Origin of the sequence: Streptococcus mitis, from assembly GCF_000722695.1 — a bacterium.
Taxonomy (GTDB): domain Bacteria; phylum Bacillota; class Bacilli; order Lactobacillales; family Streptococcaceae; genus Streptococcus; species Streptococcus mitis_O.
In genome coordinates this window covers 77,639-99,279 of the sequence record NZ_JPFU01000004.1, presented here as the reverse complement: position 1 = coordinate 99,279, position 21,641 = coordinate 77,639, and the positions used below count along the sequence as shown (strand labels likewise).

The following is a 21,641-nucleotide window of genomic DNA, read 5'->3' as shown; positions in this document are numbered from 1 at the left end:
AGAAATAAAAGACTGAAACACTAGATTTCAGCCTTTTTCTTTATCCCAAAACCAACTCATCACTGACTAGACTTTGGCCACTATTTTTCTGGAAAAGATGCATGAGATCTTCAACCGTCAGATGCTTTTTCTCTTCTCCTTTGACATCCACCACTATCTTGCCCTGATAGAGCATAATGAGACGATTGCCGTACTCAATCGCATGGTTCATATCGTGGGTAATCATCAAAGTCGTCAACTGATGGTGTTCCACAATCTTTTGCGTCAAATCCATCACCATTTGACTAGTTTTCGGGTCAAGTGCCGCAGTATGTTCATCCAAAAGCAAAAGTTTGGGTTTCACCAGAGCAGCCATGATTAGGGTCAAGGCCTGTCTTTGTCCTCCCGAGAGGTATTGAGTATCTACTTTCAAGCGATTTTCAAGACCAATATTCAACTCTTTCAAAGCTTCTTGGAACTGGATTCTATCCTTCTCCTTCACACCCCAGCCAAGTCCTCTCTTCTGACCACGTCTCAAGGCAATGGCCATATTCTCCTCAATCGTCAAACGAGAAGCTGTCCCCATCTTCGGATCTTGAAAAACACGGGCAATATCCTTGGCTCTCTTTCTTACACTCATATTTTTAATGGATTTGCCTGCCAATAAAAGGTCTCCTTCGTCCACCGATAGATTGCCAGCCAAGATATTCATCAAAGTGGATTTCCCTGCTCCATTTCCACCAATCACAGATATAAAATCTCCCTCTTCAACTTCTAAATCTAATCCTTTGAGGACATGGTTCTCATTGACCGTCCCTGCTTCAAATGTCTTGTGAATATTTTCAAGTGTTAACAAACTTGCCATAACTTTCTCCCCCTATTCATTTCTCAATTTCAGACCACGAATCTTTAATCTCTTTTGCAATTCTGGTGCAAATAAAACCAAGGCTAACAAGATTGCATTAAAGAGACGAACTAGATTTTGATCTAGATTTGGAATTTCATAGATATTTAAAATAATCAAGCGGTAAACAATTGCACCAATTCCAATAGATAATAAGCGGCCTCCAATGGTCAAGTCGTGTATCAAGACTTCCGCAATAATCACTGCACTCAAACCAACAACGATGGTTCCTGTCCCAGAAGTCACATCTGAAAATCCATCATTTTGGGCAAACAAGGAACCACATAGGGCAATTAAACCGTTTGAAATCATGTAACCAACAATCTTCATGGTGTCTACATTGACCCCATTTGCCTCACTCATCGGAATATTGTCACCAGTCGAACGCAAGACTAATCCAATCTCTGTTTTCATCAAAAGGGTCAAGAGCAAACAAACAAGTAAGAGACAGGCTAAACTGAGTGAGAAAACAGCTTCTTCAGTTGTCAATCCCAAGCTAGCCAACTGTTTAAAGACAGTCGAAGAATCTCCCAAGGAAAGATTGGGCACACTTCCCATGATTTTAATATTGATGGAATAAAGCCCTGTCAAGGTCACAATCCCTGTCAAGAGAGCTGGAATTTTCATCTTGGTATGGAGCATTCCTGATACAAGACCTGCTACCATACCTGCCAGCAAAGCAAGTAAGGTCGCAATCCAAGGATTTGTCCCTGCCTGTATCTGAGATACGACGACAGCCGCCCCCAGAGGAAAGGCTCCTTCCGCAGTCATATCCGCAATATCCAAAATACGGAAAGTCAAGTAGACTCCAATAGACATAATCGACCACAACAAACCTTCTGATAAACTAGATAACACAAAATTCATCTTAAACCTCCTTATTCCTTGCCTTCTAACTTACTAATATCAATTCCCAATGCATCTGCCATTTCTTGATTGGTATTCAATTCCAGTTTTTCAGGCAACTCAACTGCTATATTTTCTGGCTTCTCACCTTTTAAAACACGAATCAGCATGCGAGCTGTCTGTCTTCCCAATTCTTCATAATTGGTTCCGTAGTTATACAAGCCACCAACCGCAACCATTTCTGTTGAACCACCAAATACTGGAACCTTGTGTTTAATAGAAACCTGCTTGACTGTTTCCATGGTTGACGAAATGATATTATCCGTTGGTACAAAAACCATATCCACCTCTGTCATCAAGCTCTCTGCCGCCGCCTTGACGTTGTTACTGTCCAAGATTGTTTTTTCAACAACGGTAAAGCCTTTTTCTTCCAGAAGACGTTTAGCTTCATCCTTTTGTACAACTGAGTTTGGCTCGCTCTGAGTATAGAGAATTCCAATCGTTTTAGCCTTTGGCAACACTTTCTTTACCAAATTGATTTGAGTTGAAATGGCATCTGATGACTGATCACTTGTCCCAGTTACATTGCCCCCAGGATGCTCTCTTGACTCAACCAACTTGGCACTGACAGGATCTGTTACCGCTGAAAAGATAACAGGTGTCGTTTGTGTTGTATTGGCCAAACTCTGAGCAGAAGGCGTTGCGATAGCTAGAACAACATCACTGGATTCTGCTAGCTGCTGGGAAATAGTTTTTAGATTTCTTTGTTCTCCCTGTGCATTTTGCAAATCAATCTCAATATTTTTCCCCTCCACATAGTCTTGTTTGGCTAGTTCATCCACAAAGCCTTCTCTAGTAGCGTCCAAAGACTGGTGGGTAATAAATTGCGAAATACCGATACGAAACACATCTTTTTTCTTATCTGCCTTCAACTGATGCAAACTAATCAGAGAGGTCAAGAGAATCCCCACTACCAAGAGGGGAGCTAGTAATTTTCGAACAACTTTCATAATGAAACTCCTTCTCAGAAAAGATAAAACAAAAAAACCGCCTAGATACTATCTAAACGGATGCTTGAAATAATCTAACAAATTATAACTTTGCTAGTCCATTTAGATATTCATCTACATGGACCACAATCAAAAATCTTAGCCACATAGATACAAACAAATTGCTTGAACTGTTTGCATCCATGGTGACATGTCTACAAACACTATCTAAAGTAGCTAAAGTAAAAGTTTTGATTCATAGTTACAGCTTGTCTCTTATTCATTTCTTTTTCTGCTTTCTTTTTTGATGTTTCCTATCTTACCACCTTTTTCATTAGCTGTCAAGAATATTTCAGAATTTTTTAAAATTTTTCGAAAATTCTTTCAGGATATTTGCAAAGCATTTTCGAATCAGTCCAACAAAAAAAGGTTTATAATTTCCATAAAAGTTGACATGGAAATTATAAAACCAATATTAGTTTAATCCTTGTTGATAACGTGCCAATTCGGCTTGGTTAGCCCAAACATAATGACCTGGACGGATTTCAACCATAGAAGGTTTATCAGTCTCATAGTCGTGTTGACTTGGGTCATAAACCTTCAAGACCTTTTTGCGTTCCAAGATTGGATCTGGGATTGGTACCGCTGAAAGCAAGGCTTGAGTATATGGGTGAATTGGATTGTTAAACAATTCTTCTGTTTCTGCAACCTCTACAATAACACCCTTATAAATAACTGCGATACGATCTGAAATAAAACGAACTACCGACAAGTCATGGGCGATGAAGAGATAGGTCAAACCGAGCTCTTTTTGGAATTTTTTGAGCAAGTTCAAGACTTGGGCACGTACAGAAACGTCCAAGGCTGAAATGGGCTCATCCGCAATAACAAAATCTGGTTGCATGACCAAGGCACGGGCAATACCGATACGTTGACGTTGACCACCTGAAAACTCATGAGGGTAACGAGTCAAGTGCTCAGCAAGAAGACCCACTTCACGAATAATATTTTTAACTTTCTCTTTACGTTCTTCTTCATCTTTGAACAGATGATGATTGTAAAGACCTTCAGAAATAATATAATCAACAGTCGCACGTTCATTCAAACTTGCGGCAGGGTCTTGGAAAATCATCTGGATTCGACGAATCAATTCCGCAGCTTGTTCACGCGATTTCTTACCATTAATCTTTTGACCTTCAAAAATGATATCTCCATTACTTGTATCATTTAGACCGATGATAGCACGACCAATAGTTGTTTTCCCACTACCTGACTCCCCTACAAGCGAGAACGTTTCTCCCTTGTTGATAAAGAAGTTGGCATTTTTAACCGCGACAAACTTCTTACTTCCTTCACCGAAGGAAATTTCTAAATCTTTGATTTCTACTAATTTTTCAGACATTTCCTTCCTCCTAGTCTGCCAGATGGGCAAATCCCATTTTATCACGAATCTTATCGTGGAGATTTGCAATCACAGCTGGTTTTTCTACTTTTGGAGCATCCTCATGAAGAAGCCAAGTTTTAGCCCAATGCGTCTCTGATACTGAGAATTGAGGAGCTTTTTGTTCGAAGTCAATTTGCATTGCGTAGTCTGAACGCAAGGCAAAGGCATCCCCTTTCAGGTCAGTATAAAGTGACGGAGGTGTTCCTGGGATTGAGTAAAGTTCCCCTTTATCATCAGCAAGCTGAGGCAAGCTAGACAAGAGACTCCATGTATACGGATGGCGAGGGTCATAGAAGACTTCCTCAACCGTTCCATACTCAACGATTTCTCCTGCATACATAACTGCTACCTTATCCGCAATACTTGCTACCACACCAAGGTCGTGGGTGATAAAGATTGTTGTGAAATGGTACTCGTTTTGTAAAGATTTTAGCAAATCAATAATCTGAGCTTGAATAGTTACATCCAAGGCAGTCGTTGGCTCATCACAGATCAAGACATCAGGTCGGCAGGCAAGGGCAATCGCAATAACGATACGTTGACGCATTCCTCCAGAATATTGGAATGGGTATTCATCAAAACGTCTATCTGCGTCTGGAATCCCAACCTTATTCATGTAGTCAATGGCCAATTCTTTTGCTTCCTTGGCTGTTTTCCCTTGGTGTTTTACAATAACTTCTGTAATCTGACTACCAATTGTTTTAATGGGATCCAAACTAGTCATTGGGTCCTGGAAGATAGTCGCAATCTTAGCACCACGAATTTGTTCCCAATCCTTGTGAGAAGACAAGGCTGTCAAATCCTGACCACGATAGTCAATGCTACCTTGGGCAATACGACCATTTTCTTCAAGCATACCTGTAAAGGTCTTTGTCAAAACAGATTTACCTGATCCTGACTCACCTACCAAGGCCAATACTTCACCTTCAACTAGTTCAAGGGAAACACCGCGAATGGCTGTCAATACTTTGTCACGAACGTCAAATTCCACGACAATATCGCGAGCAGTCAAAATTACATTTTTTTCTTTTGTCATTTCTACTCCTATCTATGTGTACGTGGATCACTAGCATCCGCTAAGTTTTGACCAACTACGAAAAGGGACAAGGATACCAAGACAAGGGTTGTCAATGGAATCCAGAACAAGTAAGCATTAGTTGTTACGTTTTGTGAATAATCCGAAATCAAACGACCCAAACTTGGCACTGTAATCGGTAATCCAAGACCGAAGAATGACAAGAAGGCTTCGTATGAGATAAAGCTTGGAAGCATTTGAGTCATCGTTGTCACAATAACAGATACCAATTGTGGCATAATGTTTTTGGCAACAATCTTCAAGGTTGGTGTTCCCAAAGTACGTGACGCCAAGTTGTATTCCAAGTCACGATAACGCAAGATTTGCACACGGATCATGAAGGCAATCCCAATCCATGTTGTCACACTCATGGCAAAAATCAGATTCCAGAATCCAGCTCCGATTGAGTAAGTCAAGACAATGACAATCAAAAGAGATGGGATGTTTGAGATGACATTATAAACTTCCATCATGACACGGTCAACTGATTTTGAAATACCCCAAATACCACCGACAAAGACACCGATAACCAAGTTAATCACTGTCGCAATCACAGAAATGAGGATAGAGTTACGAGCTCCGAACCAGACACCGTCAAAGAGCGATTTACCGTTACTGTCAGTACCGAACCAATGCTCCGCATTTGGCTTGATATAACGAGCACTAAAGTCGTTTACCTTGCTGACATCATTAAAATCAAACTTAGAAAACATTGGGTAGATGAAACTCATCAAAATGATAGCTACCAAGATTCCCAACATGACTACAGTTGATTTTTTCTTCATAAATTGTCTAAACACTGATCCCCAGTAAGAATAGGCTGGCGCATCAATGGCTTCAGAGGCAAAATCGTCACGTTTTACGAACTGAAATTTTTCTTTATCGATTGTAGACATTATTTGCCTCCTTTCTCAGTCAATTTAATACGTGGGTCAATAATGGTCATCCAAATATCTCCTAAAAGAAGTGAGAAGATAGAAATACATGTAAAGATGAAGACAAGACCAACGACCATAGAGTTATTAGATGCTTTTACAGAGTCAATCAACATTTTACCCATACCTGGGAAGGCGAAGACTGTTTCAGTAAGGGTTGCACCACCGATAACCCCGATAACAGCACCAGGAATTCCTGAAACCAGCGGAACCATGGCGTTTTTAAAGATGTGTTTGTTTGAAATTTCTTTTTCAGACAAACCTTTTGCACGAGCAAAACGTACAAAGTCTTGTGATTGCAAGTCAATCATGTAACGACGAATCCAAATAGCTGTACCAGGAGCCCCCAACAAACCAAGGATAACTGCTGGTAAAACGTAAGAACGCCAATCTCCAGCACCCAAGATAGGGAATGAATCTGGCAAGCCGATTGAAGAACCAGCTAAACGAACGATATAAACCAAGGCAATGGTTGGAAGAGCCATCAAGAAGGTCAAAGCCCCTGTTGAGAAGCTATCAATCCAAGTATTCTTGAAGCGAGCCATAGCTGAACCAAGTGGCACGGCAATCGCATAAGAAATCACCAAACCAATCAATCCAACGACAGCAGAGCTGGCGATCATAGAAGGATATTGGTAGTTACTTTCAGTAGCTGTATAAGGATCATCTTTTCCGTAGTTAGCTACTTCACGAGAATCAGCCTGACTAGGTGATTTGTAGGTTCTTGAGTAAATATTTACAGAAGAAGTTTTCTTACCTGTTGGGAACTGAACTTGACCCGTTTTTGTTTGCCCTTGCCCCTGAGTAATAACCTGTAAAACAGGGCTATTAGCATAGGTTGGATAAGAATCACCTAAATTAATGTTCACAAAGTTTTGATGAACGAATGGGAACTGACTGTTGAAGTACAAAAGATATTTGTGTTTAGTTCCTGAACCGACCAATGACCATCCGATCGCTGGATCGTTTTCGAAACGAAGGTAACGTTTCAAGTCTGGGTTTTCAGGGTCTTGAATTTTATTTGTATGGTCAATGTCAATCAAGTTAGCATAGAATTTGAAAACACGTTCAAAAATTGGGATTTCACGAGTAGCGTAGAATTGACCACTTTCAGTAAATTCTCCCAAGGTCCAACCATGACCGATTTGTTTGATGTATTTTTCATAGATGGCCTTGTTGGTGTCATTAGCTTCAACTGTTACAGAAGAATCCATCTGGCTAGCTTTTTCTTGCAACTCTTTGGTATCGTAGTACTCGATATAGCCCATACGCTCATAAACGGTATTTTCATAGTTATCACGTTTATCAGCAGTTGTCGCAATCTTGTTATAGTTGGTATCCTGTTTGAAAATCAATTTTCGAGGAACCATTGTATAGATGATCGTGTAAGTCAAGGTTGTTACTAAAAAGATAGAAACCAATGACCGCAAAACACGCATAAAAATATATTTTTTCATATCATTTCCTTTAAAAATCCCAAAAGAACCTTCTCCTCATGGAGAGAAAGTTCTATTGAAAATTATTTACTTCACATGACTTGCCAATTCTTTTTGAGCTTTCTCGTTTGACTCAGTCTTTTCTTTCAACCATTTTTCACGAGCTTTTTCATACTCTTCTTTGGTGATTGCTTTTTCACCAACTTGAGTATACTTCAAGTATCCTGCATTTTCACCTTTAAGGCCAGCTACAGAATATGAAGAGCTAAATGGTAAAACCTTTGAAACAAATGAAACGGCTGTTTCTTTAGGAGTAGCCATTACTGGAATTGTCAAAGCATTATCAGTCAACCAAGCTTGTGCCAACGCGTATTTTTCATAACGTTTTTGAACATCTTGGTTTTCGCTGTTTGCGTCATCAAGTAATTTTTCATAGTCACCTAAACCAAGTTTACTTGCTACTGTTGCATCTGTGTTCTTATCAATACCAAGGTAAAGGCGAGTATTTCCTCCCTTAATGACGAACTGATCCAAGAAAGTAGACGGATCTTGATAATCAGGGTTCCATCCTGACAAGGTATGGATATCCCAGTCTTGCTCTTTAGCTGTTGGAGCACTAAATGAAATTGGTAAAGCTTCTGCTTGAGTCATTTGTTGTAAGTCTACAACAACATTATCTGAACCCAATACTTTTTCAATTGATTGCTTCAATGATTGAACACGGTTTACAACCGCTGTTGATTCTTGAATAACCAAGGCATCTAAGTGGATTGGGAATTCAACACCTTCAGCTTGTAGACTTGATTTAGCTTTAGCAAATACCTCTTTAGCTTTTTCTTCATTATAAAGCCCATTTTGAGAATCAGCTAGAGAAACCTTGGCCCAAGTAGAAGAATTTGTCTTAGTTAAGCTATCTTGTACCAATTCACCAAATGTTTTCTTACCAACTTGAAGATTATATGGTGCAAATGTATTACGGATGGCTACTGCAGCACCATCAGTACCATTTGTTTGAGCTGAATAAGAATTACGATCTACCGCAAAGTTCAGGGCTTGACGGAACTCCTTGTTCAACAAGGCTTTTTGAGTAGAGGTCTTTTGTGCTTCACTTGTCTTAGCAGTGTGGTTATAAGTTGTACGGCCATAGTTCAAGCTGACAGTCGCAACACCCGCACCTGGTTCGTTAAAGTAAATGTTATCTTTGAAGTCAGCTGCATATTTTTCATATGTCGAACTTGTAGGGAAGATACGAGCCTTGCTATATTGACCATCAGCAAAACCTTTAGCAATCACATCTTGATCTTTACCATCCCAGAAAGTGAACTTAACGTTCTCAATTTTTACATTTTCTTTATCCCAGTAAGCGTCATTTTTAGCCATCTCGATAGATGATTTAGGAGTTACAGCCTTCAAGACAAATGGTCCGTTATAAAGAATAGAGTTAGCATCTGTTGGGGCACCAAAACCTTCCCCTTTTGAAGCTAAGAATTCTTCATTAACCGGCATCATGACACCGCTAGTTGTCTTATCATTCCAGAAAGTTTCTGGTTGATTCAAGGTATATTCTAAAGTTTGATCATCAAGTGCTTTTACACCAACCGTTGAAAAGTCTTTTGTTTCACCCTTGATATATGCATCCAATCCCTTGATAGAAGAGCTAACGATTGAAAGTCCTTTTGATTTTCCATCTACAGCATGTTTCAAACCAGTAACGAAGTCTTTAGCAGTTACAGGAGCATATTCTTCTCCCTCTGCTGTCACCCATTTAGCATCCTGACGGATTTTATAGGTATACGTCAAACCATCTTTTGAAACTGTCCATGATTCGGCAATAGAAGGAACTAGATTACCATATTTATCATTAGCTAATAAACCATCTACAGCATTTGTTGTGATAAATGATGTTGAATCAATATTGCTAACGATATAATCCAAGGTTTCTGGATCTGTTTGATAAACATATTGGTAATCTTTTGCTAATTTCGCATTATTTGAACTAGTGTTTGAACACGCAGCTAGAACTCCTGACGCTAATAAGGTAGCTCCCGCTACAGCAAGCACTTGACTTTTTTTCATTTCTTTACTCCTCTTATAAAATATAGGTCGTTATCAATTATATCATAGATTTCAAGAAAAGTAAACGAATTTTCAGAATATTTAGGCTTATTCATACAAAAAATCTGAAAAAACTATTGACTGAGAATGATTTTCAAGGTATAATAATAAACGTTAAGGCGGTATAGCCAAGTGGTAAGGCACGGCTCTGCAAAAGCTTGATCGTCGGTTCAAATCCGTCTACCGCCTTCTATAACTTGATTTATCAGGTTTCAAATTAATAGAAAGCCCAGTTTGGAGGGCTTTTTTCTTTTTCTTCTAATGGATACATATAACTTACAAAAATTTTTGGAGCAAATTTGGGACAGACTTCTTTTTAGGAGACAATCTTTTGATACTCAATGAAAATCAAAGAGCAAACTAGGAAACTAGCCGTAGGCTGTACTTGCGTACGGCAAGGCGACGTTAACGCGGTTTGAATTTGATTTTCGAAGAGTATGAAATCAACTGAAAAAAGCTTCGTCACACCTGGTGACAAAAGCCTCTAGTTTACTCTGTTTCTTCTTCTATTTCAACTTCGGTAATTTGGACTTTTACCTTGGTAACACGTCCATTTTTCACCTTATCATTGGTTAGGATAAGCTGTTTGTTTTGGCTGACTAATTCATAACTGAGTTTCTCAGTCGTTGGAATGGTCCCCACTCCTGTCAAATAATAACCAGCGATGGTATCAACATCATCACTTTCCAGTTCAACATCAAAGTAGTCATTAAAATCATTGAGATTCATGGTACCTTGAACGATATAAGTATCTTCTCCGATTTGATGAACTTCGATTTCTGCCTTATCTGTTTCGTCATCGATTTCCCCAACGATTTCCTCTAAGAGGTCTTCAAGGGTTACCAAACCAGCCATCCCACCGTATTCATCTAGCAAAATTGCCATTTGTCTTTGGGTATTGCGCAATTCTTTTAACAAGTCGTCCACAAAAATAGTTTCAGGAACAAAAAGTGGATCTTGTAAAATTCTCTTCCATACAATGTTATCAAAACCGTCTACAAAGGCTGCCTTAAGAAGACTCTTGGTGTGAATGATCCCAATCACGTTATCCTTGTCTCCATCATAGACAGGGATACGAGAATAATTTTGTTTTAAAATACTTTGGATAATGGTTTGACTATCATCCTGAATATCCACCATAAAGGCATCCGTTCGAGGAACCATGACTTCTCTGGCCATCAATTCGTCCAATGAAAAAATCCCCTGTAACATCTCAATTTCGTCAGCATCTAGTGTTTCTTCACTATTTGTCAGCATGTACTCAATTTCATCACGGGTCATTTTTTCATCAGCATCGTCAAAGGTCATCGGAGTCAAGCGACTCAAGAAATTGGTAGATGCAGATAAGAGCCAAACAAAGGGACTAACTAGTTTCCCCAATCCAATAATAACTGGCGCTGTACGAATCGCCAAGGCATCCTTTAGATTAAGAGCGATTCTCTTAGGATACAATTCCCCAAAAACAATGGAAATATAAGTCAAAAATGCTAAAGATAGAAAACTTGCAACGGCATAAGCTGTTTCACCATTTCCAAGCCAAGATGCAATTTCTCGTCCCAGAGTGTCTGCCAAACTCGCCCCTGATAAGATCGTAATCAGGGTGATCCCTACTTGAATGGTTGATAAAAAGTGATTAGGATTTTCTAGTATCTTCAGCAGACGGATATAGCGTCTATCTCCTTCTTCTGCCTTTTGTTCAACCCGCGCACGGTTTAGTGACACCATGGCCATTTCTGTGGCTGAGAAAAAGGCATTTAACACCGTCAAGATAAACAATAAAACAAATTGTAGCAACAAATTCTGACTACTTGGGTCTTCCATAGTTCTTCTCCTAAAATAGTATCTTACCTTCTATTATATCACAAAATTTAGTCCAGTACATATTATTTTTTCTCAATGTCTATTTGTAATCCGACCTAAATTGTCCAAAAAAGAACCCCTACATCCACAAGTGACATAGGAGTTTATCTTATCTTTTACTGAGTAACCGTTACTTCTCCAGTTCGGTAATCCAGTTGAAGTCCCTTTTGAACATTGGGAACTAGAACATTGAATTCCAATTCTCCGTCTGAAGACTTGCCTTCAATCTGTGAAGCTGAAGGAACTAAGTTCTCATTTGTAGCGTAATAAAGGGTTACACGGTAACGAACACGCTTGTTTTGGTCCAGGGCTTTACGCACCATGCTTTCATAGTAGTTTTGCCCTGTCGAATCATCAGCTTGCGCCTGATTTGCCCAGGCTGTCTGAACAGCAATATTTTTAGGATTACTTGTTGAGGCATCAAAACCATCCAAACCACCGATTAAGGCATAACCTAGCAAATGACCTCTATCGACCGCATGGGTATAAGTACCCTTTAGATTCTTAACCTGATGCCATCCTGGAGGAGTCCATGAAGTCGAACCATTCCCAGTTTCTTCACGATTCTTGTACTGACGAGTAGCCTTAGACAAGAGGGCATTAGCTACGGTTGGCACAGTTTCCTTGCCCACTGTCTTTGTTTTATTATCAGCGTAAGGCTTACTTGAAACCTTGGCATCTAGATTTGTTTTATTACCATTGACGATAAAAGCACCTGATCCATTCCACTCAAGACTCCCTTTTATTTGACTCTTGACCGCGTCTGTTAAGACACTTTCTGCCAATGCTTGACTAGGAGCTTCAGACGCTTGTTTTTTCTGACTAACCTTTGTTTTAGGACTATTAGTTGTCGACTGCATCTGCTTGATATAGTAGCTCCCTGCAGACAAAAGCAATAACACTAACAGTCCAATCAGTGTCTGTCTTGTTTTTTTGTTCATATTTCTCCTTATCTCTAGAAAAAGGCTGGTCTCCCAGCCTAATTTCCTGTAAATTTATGAATCAATTCCTGCCATTTTGCTGGAGACAGGATAGCCCATGGATCTTGACCCTTACCCAAGATCCCATAACCTACCATTAAACCAATTCCTAGGGCTAGAAGGCCTAAAATCAGTACCAGAATGACTAAAAGTAAACGCTTGACTACGTAGCTTGATTTCTTATTCATCTTCATCACTTGCCTCAATCCGCTGAATCTTAGCACCCAGCTGCGCTAACTTCTCATGGAAACGGTAGTAACCTCTATCCAAATGAACCAATTTACCGACCACAGTTTCTCCTTGTGCTACCAAACCTGTCAAAATCAAGGCTGCGCTGGCACGAAGGTCAGTTGAAAGAACTTCTGCTCCCTGCAAAGGCTGTCCACCAACAATACGAGCTGTGTCACGGATAATTTCAGAGTGCAAGCCCATACGGCGCATTTCTTCTAGGTGTTGGAAACGATTTTCAAAAACTGTCTCCACCATAGTTGATTCCCCTTTTGCGACTGTCATCAAGGCTGTAAATTGAGCCTGCATATCTGTTGGAAATCCTGGGTGGGGCAAGGTTTTTACATGAACAGCTTTTAGATTTTCTAGTTGAGAGCGAACTCGAATTCCTTCAGTCTCCTCCGTCACTTCCACTCCCATTTCAAGCAATTTAGCAATCAAGGGACGGTTGTGCTCCCAAACAGCGTCTTTAATCAAGACATCACCACCGGTCATGGCAGCAGCCACCATAAAGGTTCCTGCTTCGATACGGTCTTGGACTACATTGTGAGTCGTACCATGAAGTTTCTCAACACCAGTAATGGTAATAGTCTCTGTACCAGCACCCTTAACCTTGGCTCCCATTTCATTTAGGAGAATGGCTAAGTCAACAATCTCAGGCTCACGCGCAGCATTTTCAATCACTGTCACACCATCAGCCAGAGTCGCTGCCATCATCAAGTTCTGAGTAGCACCAACACTTGGGAAATCCATATAGATATGAGCTCCATGTAAGCGATCAGCCTTGGCTTCGATGTAACCAGCTGTCTGACTAATCTTAGCCCCCATAGCTTCTAGACCTTTCAAATGAAGATCAATAGGACGGCTACCAATCGTACAACCACCTGGCATGGATACTTTGGCATGACCTACACGGGCAAGAATTGGTCCTAAGACAACGATAGATGCACGCATCTTGCTGACATACTTGTAAGGAGCTTCCTCAGTGATATCGCCAGTCGCGTCTACCTCGACAAGATGAGCCTCCTCATCAAAATCCACCTTGGCATTCAAACCACGAACCACCTGATTCATAGTGAAAACATCTGACAAGATAGGAACGTTCTGCAAGACGGTCTTTCCTTCACTGGCTAGAATAGTCGCTGCCAACAAAGGCAAGACTGCATTCTTTGCTCCTTCGATCGTAACACTTCCTACCAGACAATTATCGCCACCTTGAACCACAATTTTTTCCATACTTGTTTCCTTTACTATTGATTTTATAATAATCCTCTAAGCGCTTCTTGCCACAGTTGATACAGACTGATAAAGAAAGAACTCATGATATAGCCCATTACAATGCTGAAAAGAGCAATCAATAAACGAACTTTTCCTGTATTCTCAGTTGTCACTTTTAAAACCTTTTCCCATCTAACAAGATTCTTTAAAAGGTAAAAACTCACATAAATAAAGAGCATGTGACTGCTTAGAGTGAATAATAATTGAACCATTTGACTATTATACCATCTTCTCTGTTTGTGCGCTAGTTTAGAAACTTCACTTAAAACTAGGGATTGTTTTTCAAGTAATCAATTGCATCTTGTAGGGTTTTAACTGGCACGATTTTCATATCTGTCTTGATTGTTTTGGCTGCTTCCAGGGCTGTTTGGTAGTTGTTTTTCGCATCTGGATGCGCTTTTTGTTCTTCTTCGCTAACAGGGTTATCAGGGGCAAAGAAAATAGCGGCACCTTCTCTAGCCGAAGCTACAACTTTCTTATCAATACCTCCAATGTCCCCCACATTCCCATCGCGGTCAATAGTTCCGGTACCGGCAACGATACGGCCATTACGAAGACCAGGGTCAGCTATTTGGGTATAGATGGCCAGACTAAACATGAGACCAGCACTTGGTCCGCCGATACCAGCTGTTGAAAAGCGAATTGGGACATCACTGGTCACTTCCGTACGGTCAATCAAACCGATTCCAATCCCATTTTTGCCATTTTCTAGAGTAATAATTTTTCCTTCTGCAGACTTGGTTTGCCCATCCTCTTCATAGGTCACCTTGACAGAGTCCCCTAGTTTTTGAGAATTTACGTAATCAATCAAATCTTTGGAACTGTCAAAGGTCTGATCATTGACTGCTGTGACCGTATCAGAAATATTGAGAATCCCTTTAAAGGTCGAATTATCCGTCACAGTCAAGACATAAACTCCAAGATATTTAAGTTCGATATCTTTACCAGCTGTTTTCAGTCCTTGATATTTGGCCATATTTTGCGATGTTTGCATGTAGAACTGATTGATTCGCATAAATTCAACATCGGAAGAGCCACCTGTAGTCTCTTGGGCACTACGAATATCTGTAAAAGGCGTCAACCAAGCATAAATCATATGAGCTAAAGTAGCGTGCTGGACACCAACCGTAACGAATTGATAGGCACCAGCTTCCTTATCTTCTGTGTCATTTACTTTAAGGACTTGGCGAATATCTTCCGAACCACCTGGAACCTCTATATAGTAGGGCAAGGGCACTACAAATGCCAAGAAAGTCACAATCAAGGCCGCAATGACGTATAAGGGCCATCTAATCTTTTTTTCATTTCTTATTTCCTCCAAAATACTCTCGGGAACATAGCAGGTAATATCCTGACCAAACTTCAAAAGCTCTCTAACGCCTGATGAACTGAGATAGAGATGTTCAGGTCGACTATGTAAATAAATGGTCTCTATATCAGGAGACAGCTGATGGTTGTAGTAATCAAAACTGGCTTCATATTGTAAATCCGCCGCATTTCTCAAGCCTCGCACTAAACAAGTAGCCCCCAGTCTTTTCGCAACATCAACTACCAATTCATCATGAGAAAACACGACTGCAACATTTTCCAAATGTTTCACAGCCTTTTCTAACCCCTGTTTACGATTTTCGATAGGGAGAAATCCTTGTTTGTGGGGATTAAAAAAGATACCCACATAGAGCTTATCAAAGAGTTTGCTAGCCCGTTCAATGATATTCAAATGCCCATTTGTCATCGGATCAAATGAACCTGTGAATAAGCCAATCTTATCTGACATAGACTGTCACCTTACTAATTCCATAAATTTTTTCCTTCCAGATACCCAGGCAGGCAATTTCTTCTGGAAGTTCAACGGCCTTATCCGTCTCACACACGACCATGACATCTTCAGAAAAAAGCTCTCTCTCAGCTATTTTTTCAATATCTGCTACGATTTGTTCCTTGGCATAAGGAGGGTCTAAGAAAATGAGGTCAAATTTCCCAGATACCTGTTCCAAGGCTCTTTCTGCATCCATCTTGAGGAGTTGAAATTTTCCAACTTCCTTGGTCATCTGAATATTTTCAGCCACGATGGCCTGAGCCTTACGGTCTCGCTCCACTAAAACAGCGCTGGACATGCCACGCGAGACTGCCTCTATAGATAAACCACCACTACCTGCATACAGGTCCAAGACTCGTCCCCCCTCAAAGTAGGGACCAATCATGTTAAAAATGGCTCCCCTAACCTTATCCGAAGTAGGTCTTGTCGTCTTGCCTTCTAGCGTCTTGAGGGGGCGTCCCCCATAGATTCCTGATACGATTTTCATACCGTTTATTATACCAAATTATGGGCGAAAAGAGAAAGAAAACCGAACCTTGCGGTTCGATTCTCTACAAAATATTTTCGTAAGTATCGCGGACTTCTTGAGGCCAAACACTTGTTTGCACTTCTCCGATATGTTTCTTGCGAAGTAAGAACATGGCCATACGAGATTGTCCAATTCCTCCACCGATTGTCAATGGGAATAAGCCATTCAACAAAGCCTTGTGCCATTCCAATTCCAAGCGGTCTTCATCACCTGTGATGACAACCTGGCGACGAAGAGTTTCTTCATCTACACGGATTCCCATAGAAGACAACTCAAAGGCTCCACCTAGAGACTCATTCCAGACAAGAATATCGCCGTTAAGACCCTTGTAGCCATTTTCAGACTCACTTGTCCAGTCATCGTAGTCTGGTGCGCGTCCATCGTGCGGTTTACCGTCTGGCAACTCGCCACCAATACCAATCAAGAAGACAGCTCCGAATTCTTTACAGATAGCATTTTCACGCTCTTTCGGTGTCAAGTCTGGGTAGCGTTCTACCAACTCTTCTGTGTGGATGAAAGTGATTTGTTTTGGCAAGATAGACTCAATGTCATAACGAGCTTCAACAGCTAGTTCTGTCAAACGAATGGCCTTATAAATCTTCTCAACTGTTTCTTTTAGGTAGGCAATATTACGTTGACCATTTGGAATGACCTTTTCCCAGTCCCACTGATCCACAAAGACAGAGTGGGTTGCATCCAGCGAGTCTTCGTCTGGACGAAGTGCTTTCATGTGGACGAAAAGACCTTCACCCTCACCGAAACCAAAACGAGCTAGGGTATGGCGTTTCCATTTAGCAAGCGAATGAACCACTTCATAGGTTTCATCAGGAATCTGCAAAACCTTGACGGATACTGGATTTTCCACACCAGACAGGTTATCCTGCATCCCGTCACCGACCTTGCTCAAGATAGGACCTTGAACTTCGACGACTTCTAGCTTATCTTTCAAATACTGGGTAAAAGTGTTTTTGACAAAAGAAATTTCTTCTTGTTGATGGATAAAACTTTTCTTCATAGGCTACTCCTCAAAAATTTAATTAAAAGCATTATACACCTATTTCCCAAAAAAGAAAAGAGAAAATTAAAAAAAAATCAGTGTCACTCAAAACACTGATTTCATAGACCTTTTAATCATTGCGACCAAAGATACGTAAAATACTTAGGAAAAGATTGATAAAATCAAGATAGATACTGAGAGCCATTGACACAACCCAACCTGTCGCTACTCGACCTTGCGATTGTTCATAAGCAAGGCGAATCCTTTGATTGTCCCAAGCAATCAGCCCAGAGAAGACCAAGACCATGGCTACGCTGATCATATAATCAAAGAAACCGCTAGCCAAGAAAATATTGACTACCATGGCAATCAGCAAACCGATAAGAGCAGCCATCATTGCTCGACCAATCCCACTCAAGTCTTTCTTAGTGAACATACCGACTACCGCCATGACAAAGAAGAGAAGGGCGCTCGACACGAAGGCTGATAAAACTGTACCTGGAGTATAGAAGGCTACCACAAAACTAAGGGTAAATCCGTTTAAAACAGAGTAAAGTAAAAATACTGGAAGAGCAGCTGGACTATTCCTTGAAGCCATACTACTGGCAACGAAAACCAAGGCCAACTCTGCAAAGGTTGCAATGGTCAACCAGAGACGCCCCTGCATCAAAAAGTAAACCAACTGAGACTGAAAGACCGTCAACATAAGACCTGATACCAAAGCGGATAGTCCGATTCCCAGACCAACAAAGGCATAAACCTTAGCGTAAAATTGATTGAGACCTGCGCGGTCGTGAATAATAGTGTGATTCATCTTTTTCTCCTTTTCTATGAACATCTTTCCTTGATTATAGCAAAGAAAGTTAAAATTAGCTTAAATGGAAAATCAAAATACCTGCTGCAACTGCAACATTGAGACTCTCTGCCTGCCCCTTCATGCTAATGTGGACCAACTGGTCTGCACTTTCAGTCATGAGAGGACTAATTCCTTGACCCTCATTCCCCATAACCAAGACAAATTGATCTAAATGAGGCAAGTCACGATAGTCTTTAGAATTCTTGGAAAGTGTGGTTGCTAGCACTGGGATACCTGCCTTTTTAGCTTCCTCGAGAAGCGCTTGACTAGACATCCGATAAATGGGCAGATGGAAATGACTGCCTTGCATAGAACGTAGGGTCTTGAGACTGTAGATGTCTGCTGACTTATCTGAAACAATCACTCCAGTAAAACCTGCTGCATCCGCAGTTCGAATGATAGTTCCCACATTACCAGGATCTTGCACATCTTCCAAAAACAAGAACTTGCCCTGACTAAAGTCAGCTTGCCCTACTTCTTCTTTTTGAACGACGGCAACAATTCCCTGTGGAGTCTGAGAATCTGCCAAATCTAGTAAAATATCTTCTGATACCCAGACAGTTTGCGGAAAAGAGGCTAACTGATCTCGGTAACTTTCTAGGGCAAAAATCTTCTCAATCGTCACTCCAGCTTGAACAGCTTCTTCAAACAAGTGCCAGCCTTCAATCAAATAGGTAGACTTGCGGTATTTTTTTGGTGTAATTTCTTGGCATTTTTTACCACAGAATTAGCTTTTGAGGTTATAATAGTCATAGAAATATTATAACACAATCAAAGGGGTTTGGTATGCAAAAGGTTAGAATGATTGCCCAAGGCAGGGTACAGGGAGTCGGCTTTCGTTGGGGTGTTTACAGCTTGGCACTTGAAATTGGTGGCATCACAGGCCGTGTCTGGAATAACGACGATGGCACAGTGGAGATCTTAGCCCAAGCAGACTCATCTGCTATCATGGCAAAATTTATCCAAGAAATCCGAAAAGGACCCACACCTTTTTCAAAAGTCAGCTACTTAGATGTCCAATTGAGTAACTTTCCTCCCTACCCTGACTTCAAAATCGCAAATTAGGTCTCTAGAACTATTGTATATTTTGTAAAAAAACAGTAGAATAGAAAGGTATAATTTTTAAAGAAGGAATAAAAACAGTGAAATCTATTAAACGTTTTGCACTCTCGGCTATGGGAGTGGCTATGTTGCTTGTCTTGACTGGCTGTGTCAGCGTCGATAAAGCAACAGGAGAACCCACAGGATTTATTTGGAATACTTTCGGAGCGCCTATGGCTGAAGCTATCAAGTACTTCGCTACTGATAAAGGTCTAGGCTTTGGTATGGCTATCATTATCGTAACTATTATCGTACGCTTGATTATCTTGCCACTTGGTATCTACCAATCATGGAAGGCAACGCTTCACTCTGAAAAGATGAACGCCCTCAAGCACATCCTTGAGCCACATCAAACTCGCCTCAAGGAAGCGACTACTCAAGAAGAAAAACTCGAAGCCCAACAAGCTCTCTTTGCCGCTCAAAAAGAGCACGGTATCAGCATGTTTGGTGGTGTAGGATGCTTCCCTATCCTCCTTCAAATGCCTTTCTTCTCTGCTATCTACTTTGCTGCCCAACATACTGAAGGAGTTGCTCAAGCAAGTTACCTAGGTATTCCTCTAGGTTCTCCAAGTATGATGTTGGTTGCCTTCGCTGGTGTCCTTTACTATCTTCAATCGCTCCTTTCACTTCACGGAGTAGAAGATGAAACGCAAAGAGATCAAATCAAGAAAATGGCTTACGTGAGCCCAATCACGATTGTCGTCTTCTCCCTCATTTCACCAGCCAGTGTCACACTTTACTGGGTTGTCGGTGGTTTCATGATGATTCTCCAACAGTTTATCGTCAACTATATCGTTCGTCCAAAACTTCGCAAAAAAGTCCGTGAAGAATTGGCGAAGAATCCACCAAAAGCAAGTGCTTTCTCAACAGCAAACGGACGAAAAGACGTAACTCCTGAACAACCAACTGCTATTACAAACAAGAAAAAACACAAAAATCGCAACGCTGGAAAACAACGTTCGAGATAAAGCTACGTAGATTGGCTCTTTGTCAACTGTAGTGGGTTGATGAAAAGCTGAGATCTAGAAAGGACAAATTTCGTCCTTTCTTTTTTGATATTCAGAGCAATAAAAATCCGTTTTTTGAAGTTTTCAAAGTTTCGAAATCCAAATGCATTTCGCTTAATAAGTTTGATTAGATTATTGGTGGCTTCCAATTTAGCATTGGAATAGGGTAACTGAAGGGCATTGATGATTTTCTCTTTGTCCTTTAGAAAGGTTTTAAAGATAGTCTGAAAAAGAGGATGAACCTGCTTTAGATCGTCCTCAATGAGTCCGAAAAATTTGTCAGGCTTTTTATTCTGAAAGTGAAACATCAAGAGTTGATAGAGATTATAGTGGTATTTCAAGTCTTCTGAATAGCTCAAAAGTTTATCTAGAATCTCTTTATTGGTCAAGTGCATGCGAAAAGTAGGGCGATAAAAACGTTTATCGCTGAGCTTCCGACTATCTTGTTGAATGAGTTTCCAGTAACGCTTGATAGCCTTGTATTCATGGGATTTTCGTTCAAACTGATTCATGATTTGGACACGAACACGACTCATAGCACGACTCAAGTGTTGGACAATATGGAAACGATCAAGAACGATTTTAGCACACGGAAAAAGCTATTTAGCTAAGTCAAAGTGATTTCGAATGATAGCTTGTGTTCTGCCCTCAAGAACAGTGATGATATTGAGCTTGTCAAAATCTTGTGCAGTGAAGCTCATCTTTCCCTCGGTGAAGGCGTACTCATCCCAAGACATAATCTCAGGAAGGCGAGAAAAATCATGCTCAAAGTGAAAATCATTGAGCTTTTGCGAATAACAGTTGAAGTTGATATGACCAGCTGATGAGGCAATATCGGTCATAGAAGTCTTTTCAATCAACTTTTGAGCAATCTTTTGGTTGATGATACGAGGGATTTGGTGATTCTTCTTGACGATAGAAGTTTCAGCGACCATCATTTTAGAGCATTGATAGCACTTAAAACGGCGTTTTTTCAGAAGGATTCTGGTAGACATACCAGTCGTTTCGAGGTAAGGAATCTTAGATAGTTTTTGAAAATCATATTTCTTCATTTGGCTTCCGCAATCAGGACAAGTTGGAGCCTCATAATCCAGTTTAGCGATGATTTCTTTGTGGGTATCTCTATTAACGATATCTATAATTTGGATATTAGGGTCTTTGATATCGAGAAGTTTTGTGATAAAATGTAATTGTTCCATATAAATCTTTATAATGAGTTATTTTGTCGCTTTTCATTATAGATCTTATGGGACTTTTTTTCTA

19 protein-coding genes, 1 tRNA gene and 2 pseudogenes are annotated in these 21,641 nt (G+C 40.5%); 3 read left to right on the top strand and 19 right to left on the bottom strand.

Features of this window, described 5'->3' with window-relative positions; genetic code table 11:
• Positions 1-40 precede the first annotated feature (40 nt).
• The 8 genes from SK629_RS01815 to SK629_RS01780 all read right to left on the bottom strand — a co-directional run bounded on the left by SK629_RS01815 (position 41) and on the right by SK629_RS01780 (position 9,684).
• Entirely contained in the window at positions 41-844 is an 804-nt protein-coding gene (locus SK629_RS01815; protein ID WP_042900324.1) for an ABC transporter ATP-binding protein, read from the bottom strand.
• 12 nt (positions 845-856) lie between these two features.
• Positions 857-1,750, bottom strand: coding sequence for an ABC transporter permease (locus SK629_RS01810; RefSeq protein WP_042900323.1), 894 nt, complete (start codon positions 1,748-1,750; stop codon positions 857-859).
• 11 nt (positions 1,751-1,761) lie between these two features.
• A complete protein-coding gene (locus SK629_RS01805; protein WP_042900322.1) occupies positions 1,762-2,739 on the bottom strand; it encodes an ABC transporter substrate-binding protein in 978 nt (325 codons plus the stop codon).
• Positions 2,740-3,193: 454 nt separating this feature from the next.
• Complete coding sequence (locus SK629_RS01800) at positions 3,194-4,120, bottom strand: ATP-binding cassette domain-containing protein (RefSeq protein ID WP_042900321.1); 927 nt, start codon at positions 4,118-4,120, stop codon at positions 3,194-3,196.
• A gap of 10 nt (positions 4,121-4,130) precedes the next feature.
• Entirely contained in the window at positions 4,131-5,198 is a 1,068-nt protein-coding gene (locus SK629_RS01795; RefSeq protein ID WP_042900320.1) for an ABC transporter ATP-binding protein, read from the bottom strand.
• 8 nt (positions 5,199-5,206) lie between these two features.
• Positions 5,207-6,133 carry an oligopeptide ABC transporter permease OppC gene (gene oppC, locus SK629_RS01790; protein WP_000103691.1) on the bottom strand — a complete coding sequence of 309 codons (927 nt, stop codon included), beginning with the start codon at positions 6,131-6,133 and terminating at the stop codon, positions 5,207-5,209.
• Complete coding sequence (locus SK629_RS01785; RefSeq protein WP_042900319.1) at positions 6,133-7,629, bottom strand: ABC transporter permease; 1,497 nt, start codon at positions 7,627-7,629, stop codon at positions 6,133-6,135. Before SK629_RS01785 ends, oppC begins: the two co-directional genes overlap by 1 nt.
• Positions 7,630-7,695: 66 nt before the next feature.
• The gene (locus SK629_RS01780) at positions 7,696-9,684 is read right to left on the bottom strand and encodes a peptide ABC transporter substrate-binding protein (protein WP_042900318.1); all 1,989 of its coding nucleotides are present in this window, start codon (positions 9,682-9,684) and stop codon (positions 7,696-7,698) included.
• A gap of 157 nt (positions 9,685-9,841) precedes the next feature.
• Here SK629_RS01780 and SK629_RS01775 point away from each other — a divergent pair.
• A tRNA-Cys gene (locus tag SK629_RS01775) sits at positions 9,842-9,912 on the top strand.
• 300 nt (positions 9,913-10,212) lie between these two features.
• On the opposite strand, the gene SK629_RS01770 is transcribed toward SK629_RS01775, so the two are convergent.
• From SK629_RS01770 to SK629_RS01720, 10 genes and pseudogenes are all read right to left on the bottom strand, one after another.
• The gene (locus SK629_RS01770; protein WP_042900317.1) at positions 10,213-11,544 is read right to left on the bottom strand and encodes a hemolysin family protein; all 1,332 of its coding nucleotides are present in this window, start codon (positions 11,542-11,544) and stop codon (positions 10,213-10,215) included.
• Between the two features lie 155 nt (positions 11,545-11,699).
• A complete protein-coding gene (gene endA, locus SK629_RS01765; RefSeq protein ID WP_042900316.1) occupies positions 11,700-12,524 on the bottom strand; it encodes a DNA-entry nuclease EndA in 825 nt (274 codons plus the stop codon).
• 38 nt (positions 12,525-12,562) lie between these two features.
• Complete coding sequence (locus SK629_RS01760) at positions 12,563-12,751, bottom strand: DNA-directed RNA polymerase subunit beta (RefSeq protein WP_033676361.1); 189 nt, start codon at positions 12,749-12,751, stop codon at positions 12,563-12,565.
• On the bottom strand, positions 12,744-14,027 hold the full coding sequence (gene murA / locus SK629_RS01755) for a UDP-N-acetylglucosamine 1-carboxyvinyltransferase (RefSeq protein ID WP_042900315.1): 1,284 nt from the start codon (positions 14,025-14,027) through the stop codon (positions 12,744-12,746). Before murA ends, SK629_RS01760 begins: the two co-directional genes overlap by 8 nt.
• A gap of 23 nt (positions 14,028-14,050) precedes the next feature.
• On the bottom strand, positions 14,051-14,281 hold the full coding sequence (locus SK629_RS01750) for a DUF1146 family protein (RefSeq protein WP_080710164.1): 231 nt from the start codon (positions 14,279-14,281) through the stop codon (positions 14,051-14,053).
• A 56-nt stretch (positions 14,282-14,337) separates the two neighbouring features.
• Positions 14,338-15,846, bottom strand: coding sequence for a SepM family pheromone-processing serine protease (locus tag SK629_RS01745; RefSeq protein ID WP_080710163.1), 1,509 nt, complete (start codon positions 15,844-15,846; stop codon positions 14,338-14,340).
• Entirely contained in the window at positions 15,836-16,375 is a 540-nt protein-coding gene (rsmD, locus tag SK629_RS01735; protein ID WP_042900311.1) for a 16S rRNA (guanine(966)-N(2))-methyltransferase RsmD, read from the bottom strand. The genes SK629_RS01745 and rsmD overlap by 11 nt, the downstream gene beginning before the upstream one ends.
• Before the next feature lie 64 nt (positions 16,376-16,439).
• Complete coding sequence (gene asnA, locus SK629_RS01730) at positions 16,440-17,432, bottom strand: aspartate--ammonia ligase (protein WP_042900310.1); 993 nt, start codon at positions 17,430-17,432, stop codon at positions 16,440-16,442.
• Positions 17,433-17,544: 112 nt separating this feature from the next.
• On the bottom strand, positions 17,545-18,228 hold the full coding sequence (locus tag SK629_RS01725; RefSeq protein ID WP_042900308.1) for a Bax inhibitor-1/YccA family protein: 684 nt from the start codon (positions 18,226-18,228) through the stop codon (positions 17,545-17,547).
• Between the two features lie 55 nt (positions 18,229-18,283).
• A pseudogene (locus SK629_RS01720) lies at positions 18,284-19,023 on the bottom strand (TrmH family RNA methyltransferase).
• A gap of 33 nt (positions 19,024-19,056) precedes the next feature.
• Here SK629_RS01720 and SK629_RS01715 point away from each other — a divergent pair.
• Both SK629_RS01715 and yidC read left to right on the top strand, forming a co-directional pair.
• Positions 19,057-19,335 (top strand): acylphosphatase, encoded by a 279-nt coding sequence (locus SK629_RS01715; RefSeq protein WP_020903085.1) that lies wholly within the window; start codon positions 19,057-19,059, stop codon positions 19,333-19,335.
• Between the two features lie 77 nt (positions 19,336-19,412).
• Complete coding sequence (gene yidC / locus SK629_RS01710; protein ID WP_042900307.1) at positions 19,413-20,339, top strand: membrane protein insertase YidC; 927 nt, start codon at positions 19,413-19,415, stop codon at positions 20,337-20,339.
• A 2-nt stretch (positions 20,340-20,341) separates the two neighbouring features.
• Here yidC and SK629_RS11135 read toward each other — a convergent pair.
• Positions 20,342-21,577: pseudogene (locus SK629_RS11135) on the bottom strand (transposase).
• Positions 21,578-21,641 lie beyond the last annotated feature (64 nt).